The organism is Paraburkholderia sp. 2C (assembly GCF_054589215.1).
On sequence record NZ_BAAILL010000036.1, the window covers coordinates 636,973 to 650,404 of the forward strand.

At 63.0% G+C, this 13,432-nt stretch carries 14 protein-coding genes; 6 read left to right on the plus strand and 8 right to left on the minus strand.

From position 1 onward, the window contains the following. The first annotated feature begins 85 nt into the window (after positions 1-85). Together ACYPXD_RS15535 and ACYPXD_RS15540 are read left to right on the plus strand one after the other, a co-directional pair. Entirely contained in the window at positions 86-1,087 is a 1,002-nt protein-coding gene (locus ACYPXD_RS15535; RefSeq protein WP_459712778.1) for a helix-turn-helix transcriptional regulator, read from the plus strand. Positions 1,088-1,188: 101 nt separating this feature from the next. Beyond that, a complete protein-coding gene (locus tag ACYPXD_RS15540) occupies positions 1,189-2,316 on the plus strand; it encodes a DMT family transporter (RefSeq protein ID WP_459712781.1) in 1,128 nt (375 codons plus the stop codon). A 79-nt stretch (positions 2,317-2,395) separates the two neighbouring features. On the opposite strand, the gene ACYPXD_RS15545 is transcribed toward ACYPXD_RS15540, so the two are convergent. The 5 genes from ACYPXD_RS15545 to msrB form a co-directional block, all read right to left on the minus strand. Further along, positions 2,396-2,899, minus strand: a complete 504-nt coding sequence (locus tag ACYPXD_RS15545) for a DoxX family protein (RefSeq protein WP_459712783.1) — start codon at positions 2,897-2,899, stop codon at positions 2,396-2,398. Positions 2,900-2,904: 5 nt separating this feature from the next. Next, positions 2,905-3,783, minus strand: a complete 879-nt coding sequence (locus ACYPXD_RS15550) for an HvfC/BufC N-terminal domain-containing protein (RefSeq protein WP_459712785.1) — start codon at positions 3,781-3,783, stop codon at positions 2,905-2,907. Beyond that, positions 3,773-4,657, minus strand: a complete 885-nt coding sequence (gene bufB / locus ACYPXD_RS15555; protein ID WP_459712788.1) for an MNIO family bufferin maturase — start codon at positions 4,655-4,657, stop codon at positions 3,773-3,775. Before bufB ends, ACYPXD_RS15550 begins: the two co-directional genes overlap by 11 nt. A gap of 66 nt (positions 4,658-4,723) precedes the next feature. Then, positions 4,724-5,038 (minus strand): BufA1 family periplasmic bufferin-type metallophore, encoded by a 315-nt coding sequence (locus ACYPXD_RS15560; protein WP_459712791.1) that lies wholly within the window; start codon positions 5,036-5,038, stop codon positions 4,724-4,726. 353 nt (positions 5,039-5,391) lie between these two features. Next, positions 5,392-5,949: a peptide-methionine (R)-S-oxide reductase MsrB gene (msrB, locus tag ACYPXD_RS15565; protein WP_459712793.1), complete on the minus strand. Its 558-nt coding sequence runs from the start codon at positions 5,947-5,949 to the stop codon at positions 5,392-5,394. Positions 5,950-6,133: 184 nt separating this feature from the next. Between msrB and ACYPXD_RS15570 the strand changes: the two genes are divergently transcribed. Further along, entirely contained in the window at positions 6,134-6,856 is a 723-nt protein-coding gene (locus ACYPXD_RS15570; protein WP_459712796.1) for a response regulator transcription factor, read from the plus strand. 59 nt (positions 6,857-6,915) lie between these two features. Then, a complete protein-coding gene (locus ACYPXD_RS15575; RefSeq protein WP_459713357.1) occupies positions 6,916-8,409 on the plus strand; it encodes a sensor histidine kinase in 1,494 nt (497 codons plus the stop codon). A 59-nt stretch (positions 8,410-8,468) separates the two neighbouring features. Here the strand turns inward: ACYPXD_RS15575 and ACYPXD_RS15580 are convergent, their stop codons facing one another. The 3 genes from ACYPXD_RS15580 to ACYPXD_RS15590 all read right to left on the minus strand — a co-directional run bounded on the left by ACYPXD_RS15580 (position 8,469) and on the right by ACYPXD_RS15590 (position 9,930). Continuing rightward, the gene (locus ACYPXD_RS15580) at positions 8,469-9,077 is read right to left on the minus strand and encodes a hypothetical protein (protein WP_459712798.1); all 609 of its coding nucleotides are present in this window, start codon (positions 9,075-9,077) and stop codon (positions 8,469-8,471) included. Positions 9,078-9,126: 49 nt separating this feature from the next. Further along, on the minus strand, positions 9,127-9,471 hold the full coding sequence (locus tag ACYPXD_RS15585; protein ID WP_459712800.1) for an H-NS histone family protein: 345 nt from the start codon (positions 9,469-9,471) through the stop codon (positions 9,127-9,129). Between the two features lie 96 nt (positions 9,472-9,567). Then, on the minus strand, positions 9,568-9,930 hold the full coding sequence (locus tag ACYPXD_RS15590) for a hypothetical protein (RefSeq protein ID WP_459712803.1): 363 nt from the start codon (positions 9,928-9,930) through the stop codon (positions 9,568-9,570). Between the two features lie 397 nt (positions 9,931-10,327). On the opposite strand from ACYPXD_RS15590, the gene tkt reads away from it, so the two are divergent. After that, complete coding sequence (gene tkt, locus ACYPXD_RS15595) at positions 10,328-12,409, plus strand: transketolase (RefSeq protein ID WP_459712805.1); 2,082 nt, start codon at positions 10,328-10,330, stop codon at positions 12,407-12,409. A gap of 6 nt (positions 12,410-12,415) precedes the next feature. Then, the gene (gene gnd / locus ACYPXD_RS15600) at positions 12,416-13,396 is read left to right on the plus strand and encodes a phosphogluconate dehydrogenase (NAD(+)-dependent, decarboxylating) (protein WP_459712807.1); all 981 of its coding nucleotides are present in this window, start codon (positions 12,416-12,418) and stop codon (positions 13,394-13,396) included. The last annotated feature ends 36 nt before the right edge of the window (positions 13,397-13,432 follow it).

Sequence of the window (13,432 nt, forward strand, 5' to 3'; positions counted from 1 at the left end):
TCTGTACTACCCAAAAAGAGTACCGCACCCGTCAAAACGTGGCGCGGCGGCACGCGTCGGCTCCGTGAACAAGGAGGGCTGCTCAGTGGACGTACTGGCCCGGCCGCATACATGGTGCGGCACGCCTGTCGATCGTCATGGATGGATCGACGCGATGTCGAAGATCGGCTTGTCGTGCCGCTTCGATGCGTCGTACTTCGGCCCGTCGAGCGCCGCGTACGGGCAGGCGGGGAACATGCTGATCGGCCGGCTCGAGATCGCCGGCCAGACCCTTTCGCCGATCTCGCGCGCGGCCGGCCAGTGGCCGAACCAGGAAATCCGGCTGAAGGTCGTCCGGTCCGGCAGCATGCTGATCGAGCAAAATGGGCAGGCGCTGCGGGTCGGCCCTGGCGAGATCGTGGTCGCCGATCCTTCGTTTCATTTCGTCGCATCGGTTCGCGAGCCGACGCAGTTGTCGATCGTGCGTATTCCGAAGCCCTTGCTGCACGATCGCGGATGGGTGCATCACTTTCATCGGGCCTTCGAAGCGGTGCCGATGTCCGCCGATGTCACCGCGGTGCGCGATTTCGTGCTCGCTCTGACCGCGCAGATCGGCCGCGCGAGCGAGCCGCTGCTCGCGCGCATGGGCATGCAGTGCCTCGATCTGATGGACGTGTTGCTGACGCCTTGTCAGCCGGTGCTCGGGCGCCGCTCGGGCGCGAAGGTCGCGTGGCTGGCGAAGCAGGCAATCGCACGGCGGATCGGCGATGCGTCGCTCGATGTGACGAGCGTGGCCGCGGCGGTCAACGTGTCGCCCAGTTGCCTGTCGCGCGCGCTGAAAGCCGAAGGCCTGTCGGCGATGCGCTATGCGTACTCGCTGCGAATCGAGCATGCGGCGCAACTGCTCGCCAATGTCCCGCACCTGATGATTCGCGAAGTGGCCGACCAGTGCGGCTTCCTGAATGCCGCGCATTTCAGCCGCGTGTTCAAGGAACATCACGGTATGACGCCACGCGAGTTTGCGTTGCGCTGTGCCGCACTTCACAGCACGCAGCGCGCAGAAGCGCCGCCGCATAACGAAGCGACGAGCATCGCGCGCGATGGCTGAGTCGACATTCCACCCTTGCGAAAGGCAGGTTGTTGGCGAACTGTCGGGCGGTGCCCGATACACTGTCGCTTTGCACGCCACTGCGCCCTCGCAGATTGTCAATGAACCCACGATTCGGCGCGATATCGACTGCGCTTGCTGCCGCTGTGCTATTCGGCGCCGCCACGCCGCTTGCAAAGGTGCTGCTTGGCGCGATGTCGCCATTCATGGTCGCGGGGCTGTTTTATCTCGGCAGCGGGATCGGGCTCTTCGCTGTGAGCGTCGTGCGACGGCTGATCAAGCCTTCTCATGCCGGCGACGGCCATCGCGAGCCGCCCGGTTCGGCCAGTACGGCTAGTACGGCTGGTTCGGCCGGTTCCGTTGGCTCGATCGCTCCGGTTAGTCGTGCCGAATGGCCCTGGTTCCTCGGCGCGATTGCGGCAGGCGGTATCGCGGGGCCGGCGCTGCTGATGCTCGGGCTGTGGAGCACACCCGCGGCCACAACCGCGTTATTGCTTAACCTTGAAGGCGTATTGACAGCCGTGATCGCATGGGTCGTGTTCCGCGAGAACGTCGATATCCCCGTGTTTCTCGGCATGGTCGCGATTGTCGCCGGTGGCGTCGTGCTGTCGTGGCAGCCGGGCGATACGGCCGTGCCGCTCGGCGCGCTGCTGATTATCGGCGCATGCCTGTGTTGGGCGATCGACAACAACCTGACGCGCAAGGTGTCGACCAACGATGCGATGGCGATCGCGAGCGTCAAAGGCCTCATCGCGGGCCCGGTGAACCTTGCAATCGCGTTCGCGACCGGTGCGTCGTGGCCTCCGGCGGCGGCGGTGGCCGCCGCGATGTTGACGGGGCTCGTCGGTTACGGCGTGAGTCTCGTGCTATTCGTCGTCGCGCTGCGCCATCTGGGCACGGCGCGCACCGGCGCGTATTTTTCCGTTGCGCCGCTGTTCGGCGTCGCGTTGTCGCTGCTGCTATGGCCCGAATGGCCGCATGTCGCATTCTGGGTCGCCGCGGTGCTGATGACGATCGGTATCGTCTTGCACATGCGCGAGCGGCACGAGCACGAACATACGCACGACTGGCTGGAGCATACGCATCGGCATGTGCACGACGCGCATCATCGGCATGAGCACGACACGCCCTACGAGGGCGATGAACCGCATACGCATCGGCACGTGCATCCGCCGATCACGCATTCGCACGCGCATTTTCCCGATGTTCATCACCGGCATCGGCATTGATGCTTGAGGTTGCCGTCGATGCGCGCGCGAACAGGTCAAGCATTCACGCATGAAGGCGCGCGCGTGCGACGCCGCCGGATCAACCGCGCTTCACCGCCCGCGACAGCAGGTAATCGATCGAGATCGGGCCCGGACCCCATGCGGCAATCCCCAATGCCATCGCGGCCCACGTGATGTGAATCGGCCAGCCGTCGGGGATGGTCAGCTCGATGATGCATGTCATGAGGAACAGGCCCAGCGCCGCAAAGCGGGTGCCGAAACCCAGCACGAGCAGCACGGGAAAACCGACCTCGCCACACGCCGACAGAAAGGCAAAGACCGCAGGCGCCGGAAACGGGTAGGGGCCGCCGGGCAGATGCAACTGGAACGCATCGGTGAAGAGATCCACCGCTGTATCGTTCAGCTGAAGAAATCCATGCCACTTGAGAATGCCCGACCGCCAGAACGGTACGGACAGCGCAAGGCGCAGCACCAGTTGGGTGAGCCAGGGCTGCGCCAGTTGCCGCACGAGGCCGCTTGCCTGGCCGATCTTCGTTGCCACGCAAGCGGCAAAAGCGGGCTTCGCGTTTTCCAGTTCGGACATTGTCCTCAATCTCCACGTTGAATGGCGGTAAATACGCCGGACACGATCATCCCGTTCAGACTGGCCGGGAGGTCGAACGAGGGCGCTTCGTCGAAAGCCGCGGCTACCGCGACGCCCAACGATTCGCCTGCAATAAGCGTGTTCAGGAACGCCGCGCCGCCGTCGGGCAGCTGCGACACGATCACGTCCGCTTCGGGCCGCGTCGCGAGCGCGTCCTCGCGCTTGCCCGCATCGAGCGGTTCAGGCAATTCGGTGGGCCCGTCGCGCCGGTTCGTCGCGAAGATCGAGACCGCGGAATACGCGGAGCGAACGACGCGCGCGGCCGGATGCGGCGTGAAACGCAGTTCGCCTAATTGCGCGGGGTCGATGCCTTCGAATATCTGTACCGGCAAAACCGGCAGGTCGGCCGCGTGGTAGGCGTCGAGCCACGCGCGTTCGATACGCGCGACATCGGCGAGCCACGGCATGCCTTTCGCGTACTCGTACTGTTCGATAAAGCGTGGAAAGTCGCGTCCGTATTCGAACAGCAGCGGCGACACCGGAGGCGTCGCGCGCATGTGAAAGCGCGCCATTGCCCTGAAAAAATCGGCGCCGGTAATGCGTTGCACGGCCGGATAGATCGCCGCAAGCGCGTCGATCAGGCTGACCGTCACGTTGTTGCGATAGACGTTGTAGCGCTTCTGGGCGCCTTTTCTTGTGCTTTTAATTGCGCCTTTAATTGCGCTTTTACCTGCGCCCTTTGCGCCGGTTGCATCGCTTCTCGCGGCCGTTGCCAGTGCGCCCACGACGCCTTCCGGCGGCGGCACGTCCGGGTTCGTCAGGCCACGTGCGAATGCCGCTGCAAAGTCGGTTGCGCGCATATCGCGGCCTTCTTCAGATTTCATTGAAGACGTCCGTCGTAACGGGTATCCGATGCGGTTCCATCAGATCCCTTGCCGCGAGTGCCTGCGCTCTCAGCACGGACCACGCGGGCAGCTTGCTGTCCCACTCGATAAGCGTGGCCGTCGGGCCGATGCGCTCGATGACGTTTTCATAGAGTGCCCAGACCGGATCGGCGACCGGGCCGTCGTGACTGTCGATCAGCAGCCGCTCGCCTTCGTCGTCGACTTGTTCGGCGTGTCCCGCCAGATGGATCTCGTCGACATGATCGAGCGGGAACGCATCGAGGTAAGCCGAAGCGGCATAACCGTGATTGATCGCCGATACGAATACGTTGTTGACGTCGAGCAGCAGCCGGCAGCCGGTGCGACGCACGATTGCCGTGATGAATTCGGTTTCGCTCATCGTTGCCGATTGAAAGGCGACGTAGGTGGACGGGTTTTCCAGCAGGATCGGCCGGGCGATCGCCTGCTGCACTTCGTCGATATGCCGGCATACGCGCGCGAGCGTGTCTTCGGTGTACGGCAGCGGCAGCAGATCGTTGAAGAAGGTACCGCCATGCGTGGACCAGGCGAGATGCTCGGACACGAGCGCGGGCTCATAGCGATCGACCAGCTCGCGAAAACGCGCGAGGTGCGGCTGGTTCAGCGGCTCGCTGCCGCCGATCGACATGCATACGCCGTGAAGCGACACCGGATAGCGCTCGCGTATCGCGGCGAGCATGCGATGCGGCGGGCCACCGGCGCCCATGTAGTTTTCCGCGTGAACCTCGAAAAAGCCATGGTTGACACCGTCGGCAAGAATTGCTGCGAGATGTTCGTGCTTGAAGCTCGTGCCGACCCATCCCGCAGTCTCCGACGTCAAGCCACGGGGACGCATGTCTGCGCGCATCGTTGTGGTGCTGGTCAATCCGCTCATCACAGTCCCCGTGCTTGACACTGGTGTTTAGGACTTGATCGGCGTCAGCGAACCATGGTTGCCGGCCGGCGTGACGATGTCCGTGCACGTGCCCGCCGGGGTGAACTTCCACGAGTTGCCCTGGAAGTCCATGGTCGACGTACCCTGGCACGTCGTGCCGGGACCGGCCGCGCAGTCGTTCTGTCCTTTCAATGCGACGCCAAAGCACTTCTCCTTGTGAGCGGCGGTGGCCGCGCTGACTTCCGCCTTGGTGAGCGGCGCAGCGTGTGCGGCCGTTGCGAGCAGGGTGGCCACTGCGCTTGCGAGCAGGGCGGAGCTAACAGCGTTCTTCTTTGCAGACATTGACATCTCTCCATTGAGTTGGACTGGCGTACCGCAAGAGGTACGGTCGCCGATATTAACCAGGAGCTCATCCGATTGCAGCGGGCCCGTGCTAAGGACCGCCGAATCGGGCGCTCTCCTGATGAGGCTTCTGGCGAACTGCTCGAATTCACGTATTCCTTACAGTTCGCATTGCCACACCTTGCACGCCGCCAGCGATGAGTCGCGCGACGTTTGTAACCGCTAATCCCGCCTTACAAAGGCGCTCCACCGGATAGGTAATACACCGTCGATTTTTGACATACTTGTGAAAAATATTCAAAATTGTCTTGACGCGTAGGCGTATATACCAATTTGGCTACGGCGTTCCGCGCTCAGGCAGAATGCGATAGAAAATTCATTGCGAGCCCGTTCATGCAATAGCGCAGACCTGTCGGTTGCGGTCCATCGTCGAACACATGGCCGAGGTGCCCGCCGCACCGGCTGCAATGAACTTCGGTGCGCGTCATGTGAAACGAACGGTCGGTGTGCGTCGCCACCGCGTGATCGAGCGGCGCGTAAAAGCTCGGCCAACCGGTGTGGCTCTCGAACTTCGTACGCGACGAAAAGAGTTGCAAGGCGCAGCCCGCGCACGCAAAAACGCCCACCCGGTGTTCATCGTTGAGCGGGCTCGAGTACGGGCGCTCGGTCGCCGCTTCGCGCAGCACCGCAAATTGTGCGGGCGTGAGGAGATCGCGCCATTGCGCTTCGGTGTGCGTGACGTCGAAGTGTTCGTCGGCAGTGCGTTCGTTCGTCAGGTGTTCGTCCGATCCTGCGGTCATGGTGCTGGCCGCATCGGGCAGGACGCCTGCCAGCGCGCGCCACTGCGTGAGCGCGGCGAGCGCCGCAAGCGCGGTGGTTCCCGCAATAAGAACGCGTCTACGGTATTGCATGGCTGCCTCCGGGCAGGTCGGGCCGGCGTCGCCGTGCTGCACGCCGTGCCGTTTCGAACATGCAGTCAGACTAACGGCTGCGCGGTGTCCAAGTCCTCACGGAAAGTTAAATTTATCGTGATAACTGACGCGTCCGAAAGACTGCACAATGTGCTCCGGTCGCCACTGTTTTCGTTAAATTCCCATGGCTCAAGCGAAGCGCGTTCTGATCGTCGAAGACGATATCGATATTGCCAACGTGCTGGGTCTGCATCTGCGCGACGAGCAGTACGAGGTCGTGCACTGCGCGAACGGCGATGACGGCCTGCGCCTGCTGACGCAAGGCGGCTGGGACGCGCTCGTGCTCGATCTGATGCTGCCGGGCGTCGACGGCCTCGAGATCTGCAAGCGCGCGCGGGCGATGGCGAGCTACACGCCGATCATCATCATCAGTGCGCGTTCGAGCGAGGTGCACCGCATCATCGGTCTCGAACTCGGTGCTGACGATTACCTTGCAAAACCGTTTTCGGTGCTCGAACTGATCGCGCGCCTCAAGGCGCTGCTGCGCCGCGTCGACGCGATGGCGAAGGACTTGCGCGTCCAGGCCGGCATTCGCACGTCGTTCGGACTGTCAATCGATCCCTTGACGCGCGATGTCAGTATCGACGGACGGCGCGTCGAGCTGACGCCAAGGGAATTCGATCTGCTTTACCACTTCGCGAGCCACCCAGGAAAAGTCTTCTCGCGCATGGATCTTCTGAATACGGTGTGGGGTTACTCGCACGAAGGCTACGAGCACACGGTCAACACACACATCAACCGGCTGCGCGCGAAGATCGAAGCCGATCCAACCGAGCCAGTGCGCATCGTAACCGTCTGGGGACGCGGTTACCGGTTCGACGCCAATCCCGCCTCGGGACAGACGTGAAGCGGCCCGACCGGCGCCTGAGCGCCTGCCTGAGCACCTCGACGCCCCGCGAGAAAGGAATAAACGTGAATCTGTCGCAGCGCCTCTCACTGGTATTTTCTGCACTGCTGCTCGCATGCTGCGCGGTGTCGGCGTGGCTGCAGATTCGCGCAAGCGATCTGCACGACCAGCAGGTGATCCAAAGCGTGTCGCACGATCTCGCGTCGCATATCGCGCAGAACGGTCCGCTGATCGATCGGAGCGGCCCGCGTGACGACATGCTGCGCTCGCTCTTTAGCCAGTTGATGGCTGTGAACCCAAGCGTCGAGGTGTACCTGCTCGATGCGAACGGCGCCATCCGCGGCGACGACGCGCCGCCGGGCCATGTGAAGCGCGATCGCGTCGACGTGCGGCCGATACGGCGCTTTCTTGCCGGCGAGGCGTTGCCGATTTTCGGCGACGATCCGCGCAGCGTCGGCGGCCGCAAGGTGTTTAGCGCCGCCGCATTGCCCGGGACGAACGGTGCGACGGCCGGCTACATCTATGTGGTGCTGCTCGGTGAAGCGCACGACGAGTGGGCCGCGCGCATCGCGACGAATGCCGTTTTGCGCACGACGCTATGGTCGATGACGCTCGTCGCGTTGGCCGGTCTGATCGCCGGCCTGATCGCGTTTCGCCTGATTACGCGGCCGCTTGGCCGCCTGACGGAGGCGGTACGCGATTTCGATGCCGGCGATGAACGCGGCGCGGCCGAGAAACTTTCTTCACTTGGCATGTTGTCCGCGCGTGGCCGCGCGCGCGGCGAAATCGCGATACTCGAACGCACGTTCCAGCAGATGTCGAACCGTATCGCGCAACAATGGCGCGAGCTGACGTACCGCGACCAGGAGCGCCGCGAACTGATCGCGAACATTTCGCACGACCTGCGCACGCCGCTCACTTCGTTGCATGGGTATCTCGAAGCGCTGTCGTTGAAGTTCGATCAGCTCGCCCAGCCCGAGCGTCGGCGCTATCTGAGCATTGCGCTGTTGCAAAGCGCGAAAGTAGGGCGCCTCGCGCAATCGCTCTTCGAGCTCGCGCGGCTCGAGCATGGCCAGATTCAACCGGCGCCGGAAGCGTTTTCGCTGGCGGATCTGTTGCAGGACGTATTCGAGAAGTTCGAGCTCGCCGCGCAGGCGCGCCGCATCAGTCTGCGCGCGCGGATATCGACGCGTCTGCCCGATGTGTCAGCGGACCTCGGCATGATCGAACGCGTCATGACGAATCTGCTCGACAACGCAATACGGCATACGCCGGAGGGCGGGATGATCGAAGTCGAACTCGAGTCTTCAAACGGCAGGGTCGCCGTCACCGTGAGCGACACGGGCCCGGGCATTCCGCCGGCGCTGCGCGATAGCCTCTTTCAGCGGCCGGTCAACGTGGGTGGCGCCCAGCGCATAGGCGGGCTGGGCCTGTTGATCGTTCAGCAGATTCTGCACTTGCATGGCAGTGCCATTGCGCTCGTCGATCGCGAGGGGAAGGGCGGCACGTTCGTGTTCTCGCTCGATACGGCGTTGACGGTTGCGGACCGCTAAGATCAACGAAACATCAACCGAGCATCAACCGACGCATTAATCGATGCATCAACCGAACCTCAGAAGACTCGCTTCGATGCGAGTGCGCATTGCCATGTCGGCGCGGTAGCGGAATAGATTGCGGCTTCGTCGTAGAAACGATAGTCGCCGGTCAAACGATTGAGCGTGTGTGTCTCGCCGTTGAATACCGCGCCCGACGGGTCGCGCGACTGCGTCGTCCAGCGGATTTCCGTGTCGGATACTTCGGCTTGCACGCCATTGACCGTATCGGCGTCGAGATCGACCGAGAGACTTTGCGATGCGGGTTGGCCTTGCACGGTCGCGTTGCACAGCAGCGAGAACCGGTGCGGCGCCGTTGAATGCACGGGTGCCGCGGCTTGCACGGGAGCGGGTGTCTGAACCGGCGCGGGCGCTGGCTCGGGCGTCTGCGGTTGGGCAGGCGCCGCGATTTGTGCGCTCGTCGAGACGGTAGCGGAGGTGGGGAGGGAGGGCGCTTCATCGGGGCGCCTGACTTCGTAACCGGCAGCCTTCAGCACGGACATCGCCTGGCCGACGTCCATCGCGGGCCGCGCTTGTCCCGCGCTGCAATCTTTCACCTCTTCAGCGCGGCGATTGCAGCCGCTCAAAGCAACGGACGCAACGACGACGAAAAGCGCAACTTTGTGCATGGCCTACCCCGAAGGCTTGTGATTGGCTGCCGGTCTAACGCCGGTCAAATCAGATCAGATACAGGCTGCGGTCCTTGACGTTCCTGATCCATGCCGGTGGGCGCGCATGGCCGCTCCACGTTGCGCCCGTCTGCGGGTCGCGGTACTTCGGCGGCAGCTTGCCTTTGCCTTGCGGGACCGCACGCACCGCGCCGCCCGCGGACCCGTGCCGCGAGCCGCGCTTCGCACCGCGCGTTTCATCAAGATGTGCGGCCACGTCCGCTACGGTCAAACCGTGCTTCTCCATGATGCCGCGAATGCGCTCGATCACCGCCGAGTTCTGTTTAGCCGCGGCTGCTTCGGCCTGTGCCCGCAAACGTTCAATCTTTCTCTGGAGTGCTTCCAGCGTGGCCATCTTCTTCTCCGTACGCAAATGGCCGCACTTTGCCACAGAACATGCTTAAAGCGCCATCTTTTGTTGGTGGCTTCCGGTCGATCACACGATTGAAATTTAAAGCGCCTCGTGACACGCTTCGTGACAAAGCGTCATCATTCTTTGCACCATCGTGCTCGCTTCGTTGAGTTCCATTTCGTCGGTGAAGAGCGCGGACACGCTCGAGAGCCGCACCGCGATACCCGCATTTTCAAGGTCGTCGCGCGCGATTTTCAGCGCGAGCTGACCAATGCGTACGCGCTCGAGCCAGCGCATTTTCGTGTCGTTCTTGCGAAGCCACTGGCGGCAGCATTGCACGACATGGTCGACGCGCCATTCCTGCGTGAGCGCATACGAGGCCGCGGCAACCGCGACAAGGAAACACAATAGTTCCGCTCGCGCACGGGTCGCGGGCGTCGATTCGGTGAATTCGCGTTCCATTTCCGTTGATGTCCCTATTTTCCACTCCGCATTCGGGCCTTCAGCACACGTTCAGCTTGCGCCCGGCACACGACACATGCGGACGTCGATGCGAGATTCAATCGACTAATGGTAGCAGCAAGTATCGGAGCGACGCGTCAAACACGGCTGACCGCGCGTTCACCTGAGTAATTTTTCCCGCCGCTGCGCGGTGTTTTCCCGCTGTGTCTTTGCGAAGGGTCGGCTTGTCGGGGCCGCGAGCGCGGCACGCGATTGCCTGAAACAGACCGTGTGGACTGACGCAGAGTACCGAATCTGCAATGCCGCTTCGGAGGCACTACACTTGCTCAATCGACCTGGTTGCCCGCTGCGGCATCTGGTGTGCCGCAGCACACTCTTGATAGGGGAGTTGTCGCTCATGTCCTCAGCACCGAACCTCGATCGCCTCGCCATCGATACCATCCGCACGCTATCGATGGATGCCGTCCAGAAGGCCAATTCGGGCCATCCCGGCACACCGATGGCGCTAGCCCCGGTCGCGTTTCATTTATGGCAGAACCATCTCAGGTATGACCCGGACGAGCCGAACTGGCCGAACCGCGACCGCTTCGTGCTGTCGGTCGGGCACGCCTCGATGCTGCTGTATTCGCTGCTGCATCTATACGGCGTCAAGGAAGTCGATGCGCAAGGCAAGCCGACCGGCAAGCCCGCGGTGTCGCTCGACGACATCAAGCAGTTCCGGCAGCTCGACAGCAAGACGCCGGGCCACCCGGAATATGGCATGACGACCGGCGTCGAAACGACGACGGGCCCGCTTGGCCAGGGGCTTGGCAATAGCGTCGGCATGGCGATGGCCGCGCGCTGGAAAGAGGCGCACTTCAACCAGTCCGATGCGCCGCTGTTCGATTACCGCGTCTATGCGCTATGCGGCGACGGCGACATGATGGAAGGCGTGTCGCATGAAGCCGCATCGCTCGCGGGGCATCTGCAACTCTCGAACCTGATCTGGATTTACGACAGCAACCGCGTCACCATCGAAGGGCATACCGATCTCGCATACAGCGACGACGTCGAAGCGCGCTTTCGCGGCTACAACTGGAACACGCTGCACGTCGACGACGCGAACGACGCGGCCGCGTTCGAATCCGCGCTGCAAAAGGCGAAAGCGACAACCGACCGGCCGACGCTGATCGTCGTGAAAAGCATTATCGGCTGGGGCGCGCCGCATAAGCAGGACACCTCGGGCGCGCATGGCGAGCCGCTCGGCGAGGAAGAAGTGAAGCTCGCGAAGCGCACCTACGGCTGGCCCGAAGACGCGCAATTCCTCGTACCCGATGGCGTGATGGAGCACCTCGCGAAGGGCATGGGCGCACGCGGCAAGAGCGCACATAGCGAGTGGCAAAAGCGTTTCGACACGTACGGCAAGCAGTATCCTGAGCTCGCGAAGGAATTGACGCTGATGCTCGAATCGAAGCTGCCCGATAACTGGGACGCCGCCATTCCGACCTTCGACGCCGATCCGAAAGGCATCGCGACGCGCGAATCGTCGGGCAAGGTGTTGAATGCGATTGCACAGCGCATTCCATGGTTGATCGGCGGCGCGGCGGATCTCTCGCCGTCGACAAAAACGAATCTGAAGTTCGAAGGCGCGGGCAGCTTCGAGCACGGCAGCTATGGCGGCCGCAACCTGCACTTCGGCATACGCGAGCATGGCATGGGCGCGGTGGCGAATGGTCTCGCGCTATCGGGCCTGCGCCCCTATGCGTCGACGTTCCTGATTTTCAGCGACTATATGAAACCGCCGATTCGCCTGTCGGCGATTATGGAAGTACCGGTGGTTTATGTGTTTACGCACGATTCGATCGGCGTCGGCGAAGACGGTCCGACGCACCAGCCGATCGAGCAGCTCGCATCGCTGCGCGGCGTACCGGGGCTCACGACGTTGCGGCCGGCCGATGCGAATGAAGTCGGAGAAGCCTGGCGGGTCGCGCTCACGCATCCGCACGAGCCGGCCTGCATCGTCGTGACACGCCAGCCGCTGCCGACGTTCGATCGCAAGAAATATGGATCGGCCGAGGGTGTACGGCGCGGCGCCTATGTGCTCGCCGACACCGAGGGCGGCAAGAAGCCCGAGGTGCTGCTGCTGGCGACCGGCAGCGAGGTGTCGCTGTGCGTCGAGGCTTACGAGAAACTGAAGGCCGAAGGCGTCGCGGCGCGTGTCGTGTCGATGCCGTCGTGGGACATTTTCGAAAAGCAGGATCTCGCCTATAAGGAGTCGGTGCTGCCGCCCGACGTGCATGCGCGCGTCGCCGTCGAGCAGGCCGCGACGCTCGGCTGGGACCGCTACGTCGGACGCCTCGGCTCGCAAATCGTGATGCATACCTTCGGAGCCTCGGCCCCCTTGAAGGCCCTGAAAACGAAGTTCGGTTTTACGCCCGAGCGCGTCTACGAAGCAGCGAAGAAACAGATCGAGCGAGTGAAATCCAACGGCAAGGAGTGACACATCATGCAGATCGGAATCGTGGGATTGGGACGCATGGGCGGCAATATCGGCCGCCGGCTCATGCGCGGAGGGCATCAGTGCGTTGTTTATGACCACAATCCTCAGGCCACCGAAGCGCTTTCGAAGGAAGGCGCGACCGGCGCGAAGGACCTCGGCGATCTCGTCGCGAAGCTGTCGGCACCGCGCGTGGTCTGGCTGATGCTGCCGGCCGGCAAGATTACCGAGGATACGCTGGGCGATCTGCGCACCTTGCTGAGCAAGGACGACGTCATCATCGACGGCGGCAATACGTTCTACAAGGACGATATTCGCCGCGCCGCGCAGTTGCGCGAGCAGGGCCTGCATTACGTGGACGTCGGCACGTCGGGCGGCATCTGGGGGCTCGAGCGCGGCTACTGCATGATGATTGGCGGTGAAAACGACGTCGTGCAGCGCATCGACCCGATCCTGTCGGTGCTCGCGCCGGGACGCGGCGATATACCAGGCACCCCGAACCGCGAGGGCCGCGACAAGCGCGTGGAGAACGGCTATATGCACGTGGGGCCGGTCGGGTCAGGGCACTTCGTGAAGATGGTGCATAACGGCATCGAGTACGGGCTGATGCAGGCCTATGCCGAAGGGTTCCATATTCTCGAGCACAAGAGCATGGACGAGTTGCCGGAAGACCAGCGGTATCAGATCGATCTCGCCGACGTCGCGGAAGTGTGGCGGCGCGGCAGCGTCGTATCGTCATGGCTGCTCGACCTGACGGCAGGCGCGCTCGCGCAGGACAACACGCTCCAGCATTTTTCGACCGAGGTCGCGGACAGCGGAGAAGGGCGCTGGACCATCGAAGCGGCGATCGAGGAGGCGGTGCCGGCGCAGGTGTTGTCGGCGGCGCTTTATACGCGGTTCCGGTCACGCGATGCGGAGGCATTTCCTGAACGGATGCTTTCGGCGATGCGGTTTGGGTTCGGCGGGCATAAGGAGTTTCCGGTCAAGTAAGCGAAGCGGGTGGCGGTTCCCGAAGGTTCCTGACGA

Bases quoted from the DNA above. Each gene is read 5' to 3' on its own strand.
- ACYPXD_RS15540 (WP_459712781.1), top strand. From the start codon at position 1,189: ATGAACCCACGATTCGGCGCGATATCGACTGCGCTTGCTGCCGCTGTG.
- ACYPXD_RS15545 (WP_459712783.1), bottom strand. From the start codon at position 2,899: ATGTCCGAACTGGAAAACGCGAAGCCCGCTTTTGCCGCTTGCGTGGCA.
- ACYPXD_RS15550 (WP_459712785.1), bottom strand. From the start codon at position 3,783: ATGAAATCTGAAGAAGGCCGCGATATGCGCGCAACCGACTTTGCAGCG.
- bufB (WP_459712788.1), bottom strand. From the start codon at position 4,657: ATGCGTCCCCGTGGCTTGACGTCGGAGACTGCGGGATGGGTCGGCACG.
- ACYPXD_RS15560 (WP_459712791.1), bottom strand. From the start codon at position 5,038: ATGTCTGCAAAGAAGAACGCTGTTAGCTCCGCCCTGCTCGCAAGCGCA.
- msrB (WP_459712793.1), bottom strand. From the start codon at position 5,949: ATGCAATACCGTAGACGCGTTCTTATTGCGGGAACCACCGCGCTTGCG.
- ACYPXD_RS15570 (WP_459712796.1), top strand. From the start codon at position 6,134: ATGGCTCAAGCGAAGCGCGTTCTGATCGTCGAAGACGATATCGATATT.
- ACYPXD_RS15580 (WP_459712798.1), bottom strand. From the start codon at position 9,077: ATGCACAAAGTTGCGCTTTTCGTCGTCGTTGCGTCCGTTGCTTTGAGC.
- ACYPXD_RS15585 (WP_459712800.1), bottom strand. From the start codon at position 9,471: ATGGCCACGCTGGAAGCACTCCAGAGAAAGATTGAACGTTTGCGGGCA.
- ACYPXD_RS15590 (WP_459712803.1), bottom strand. From the start codon at position 9,930: ATGGAACGCGAATTCACCGAATCGACGCCCGCGACCCGTGCGCGAGCG.
- tkt (WP_459712805.1), top strand. From the start codon at position 10,328: ATGTCCTCAGCACCGAACCTCGATCGCCTCGCCATCGATACCATCCGC.
- gnd (WP_459712807.1), top strand. From the start codon at position 12,416: ATGCAGATCGGAATCGTGGGATTGGGACGCATGGGCGGCAATATCGGC.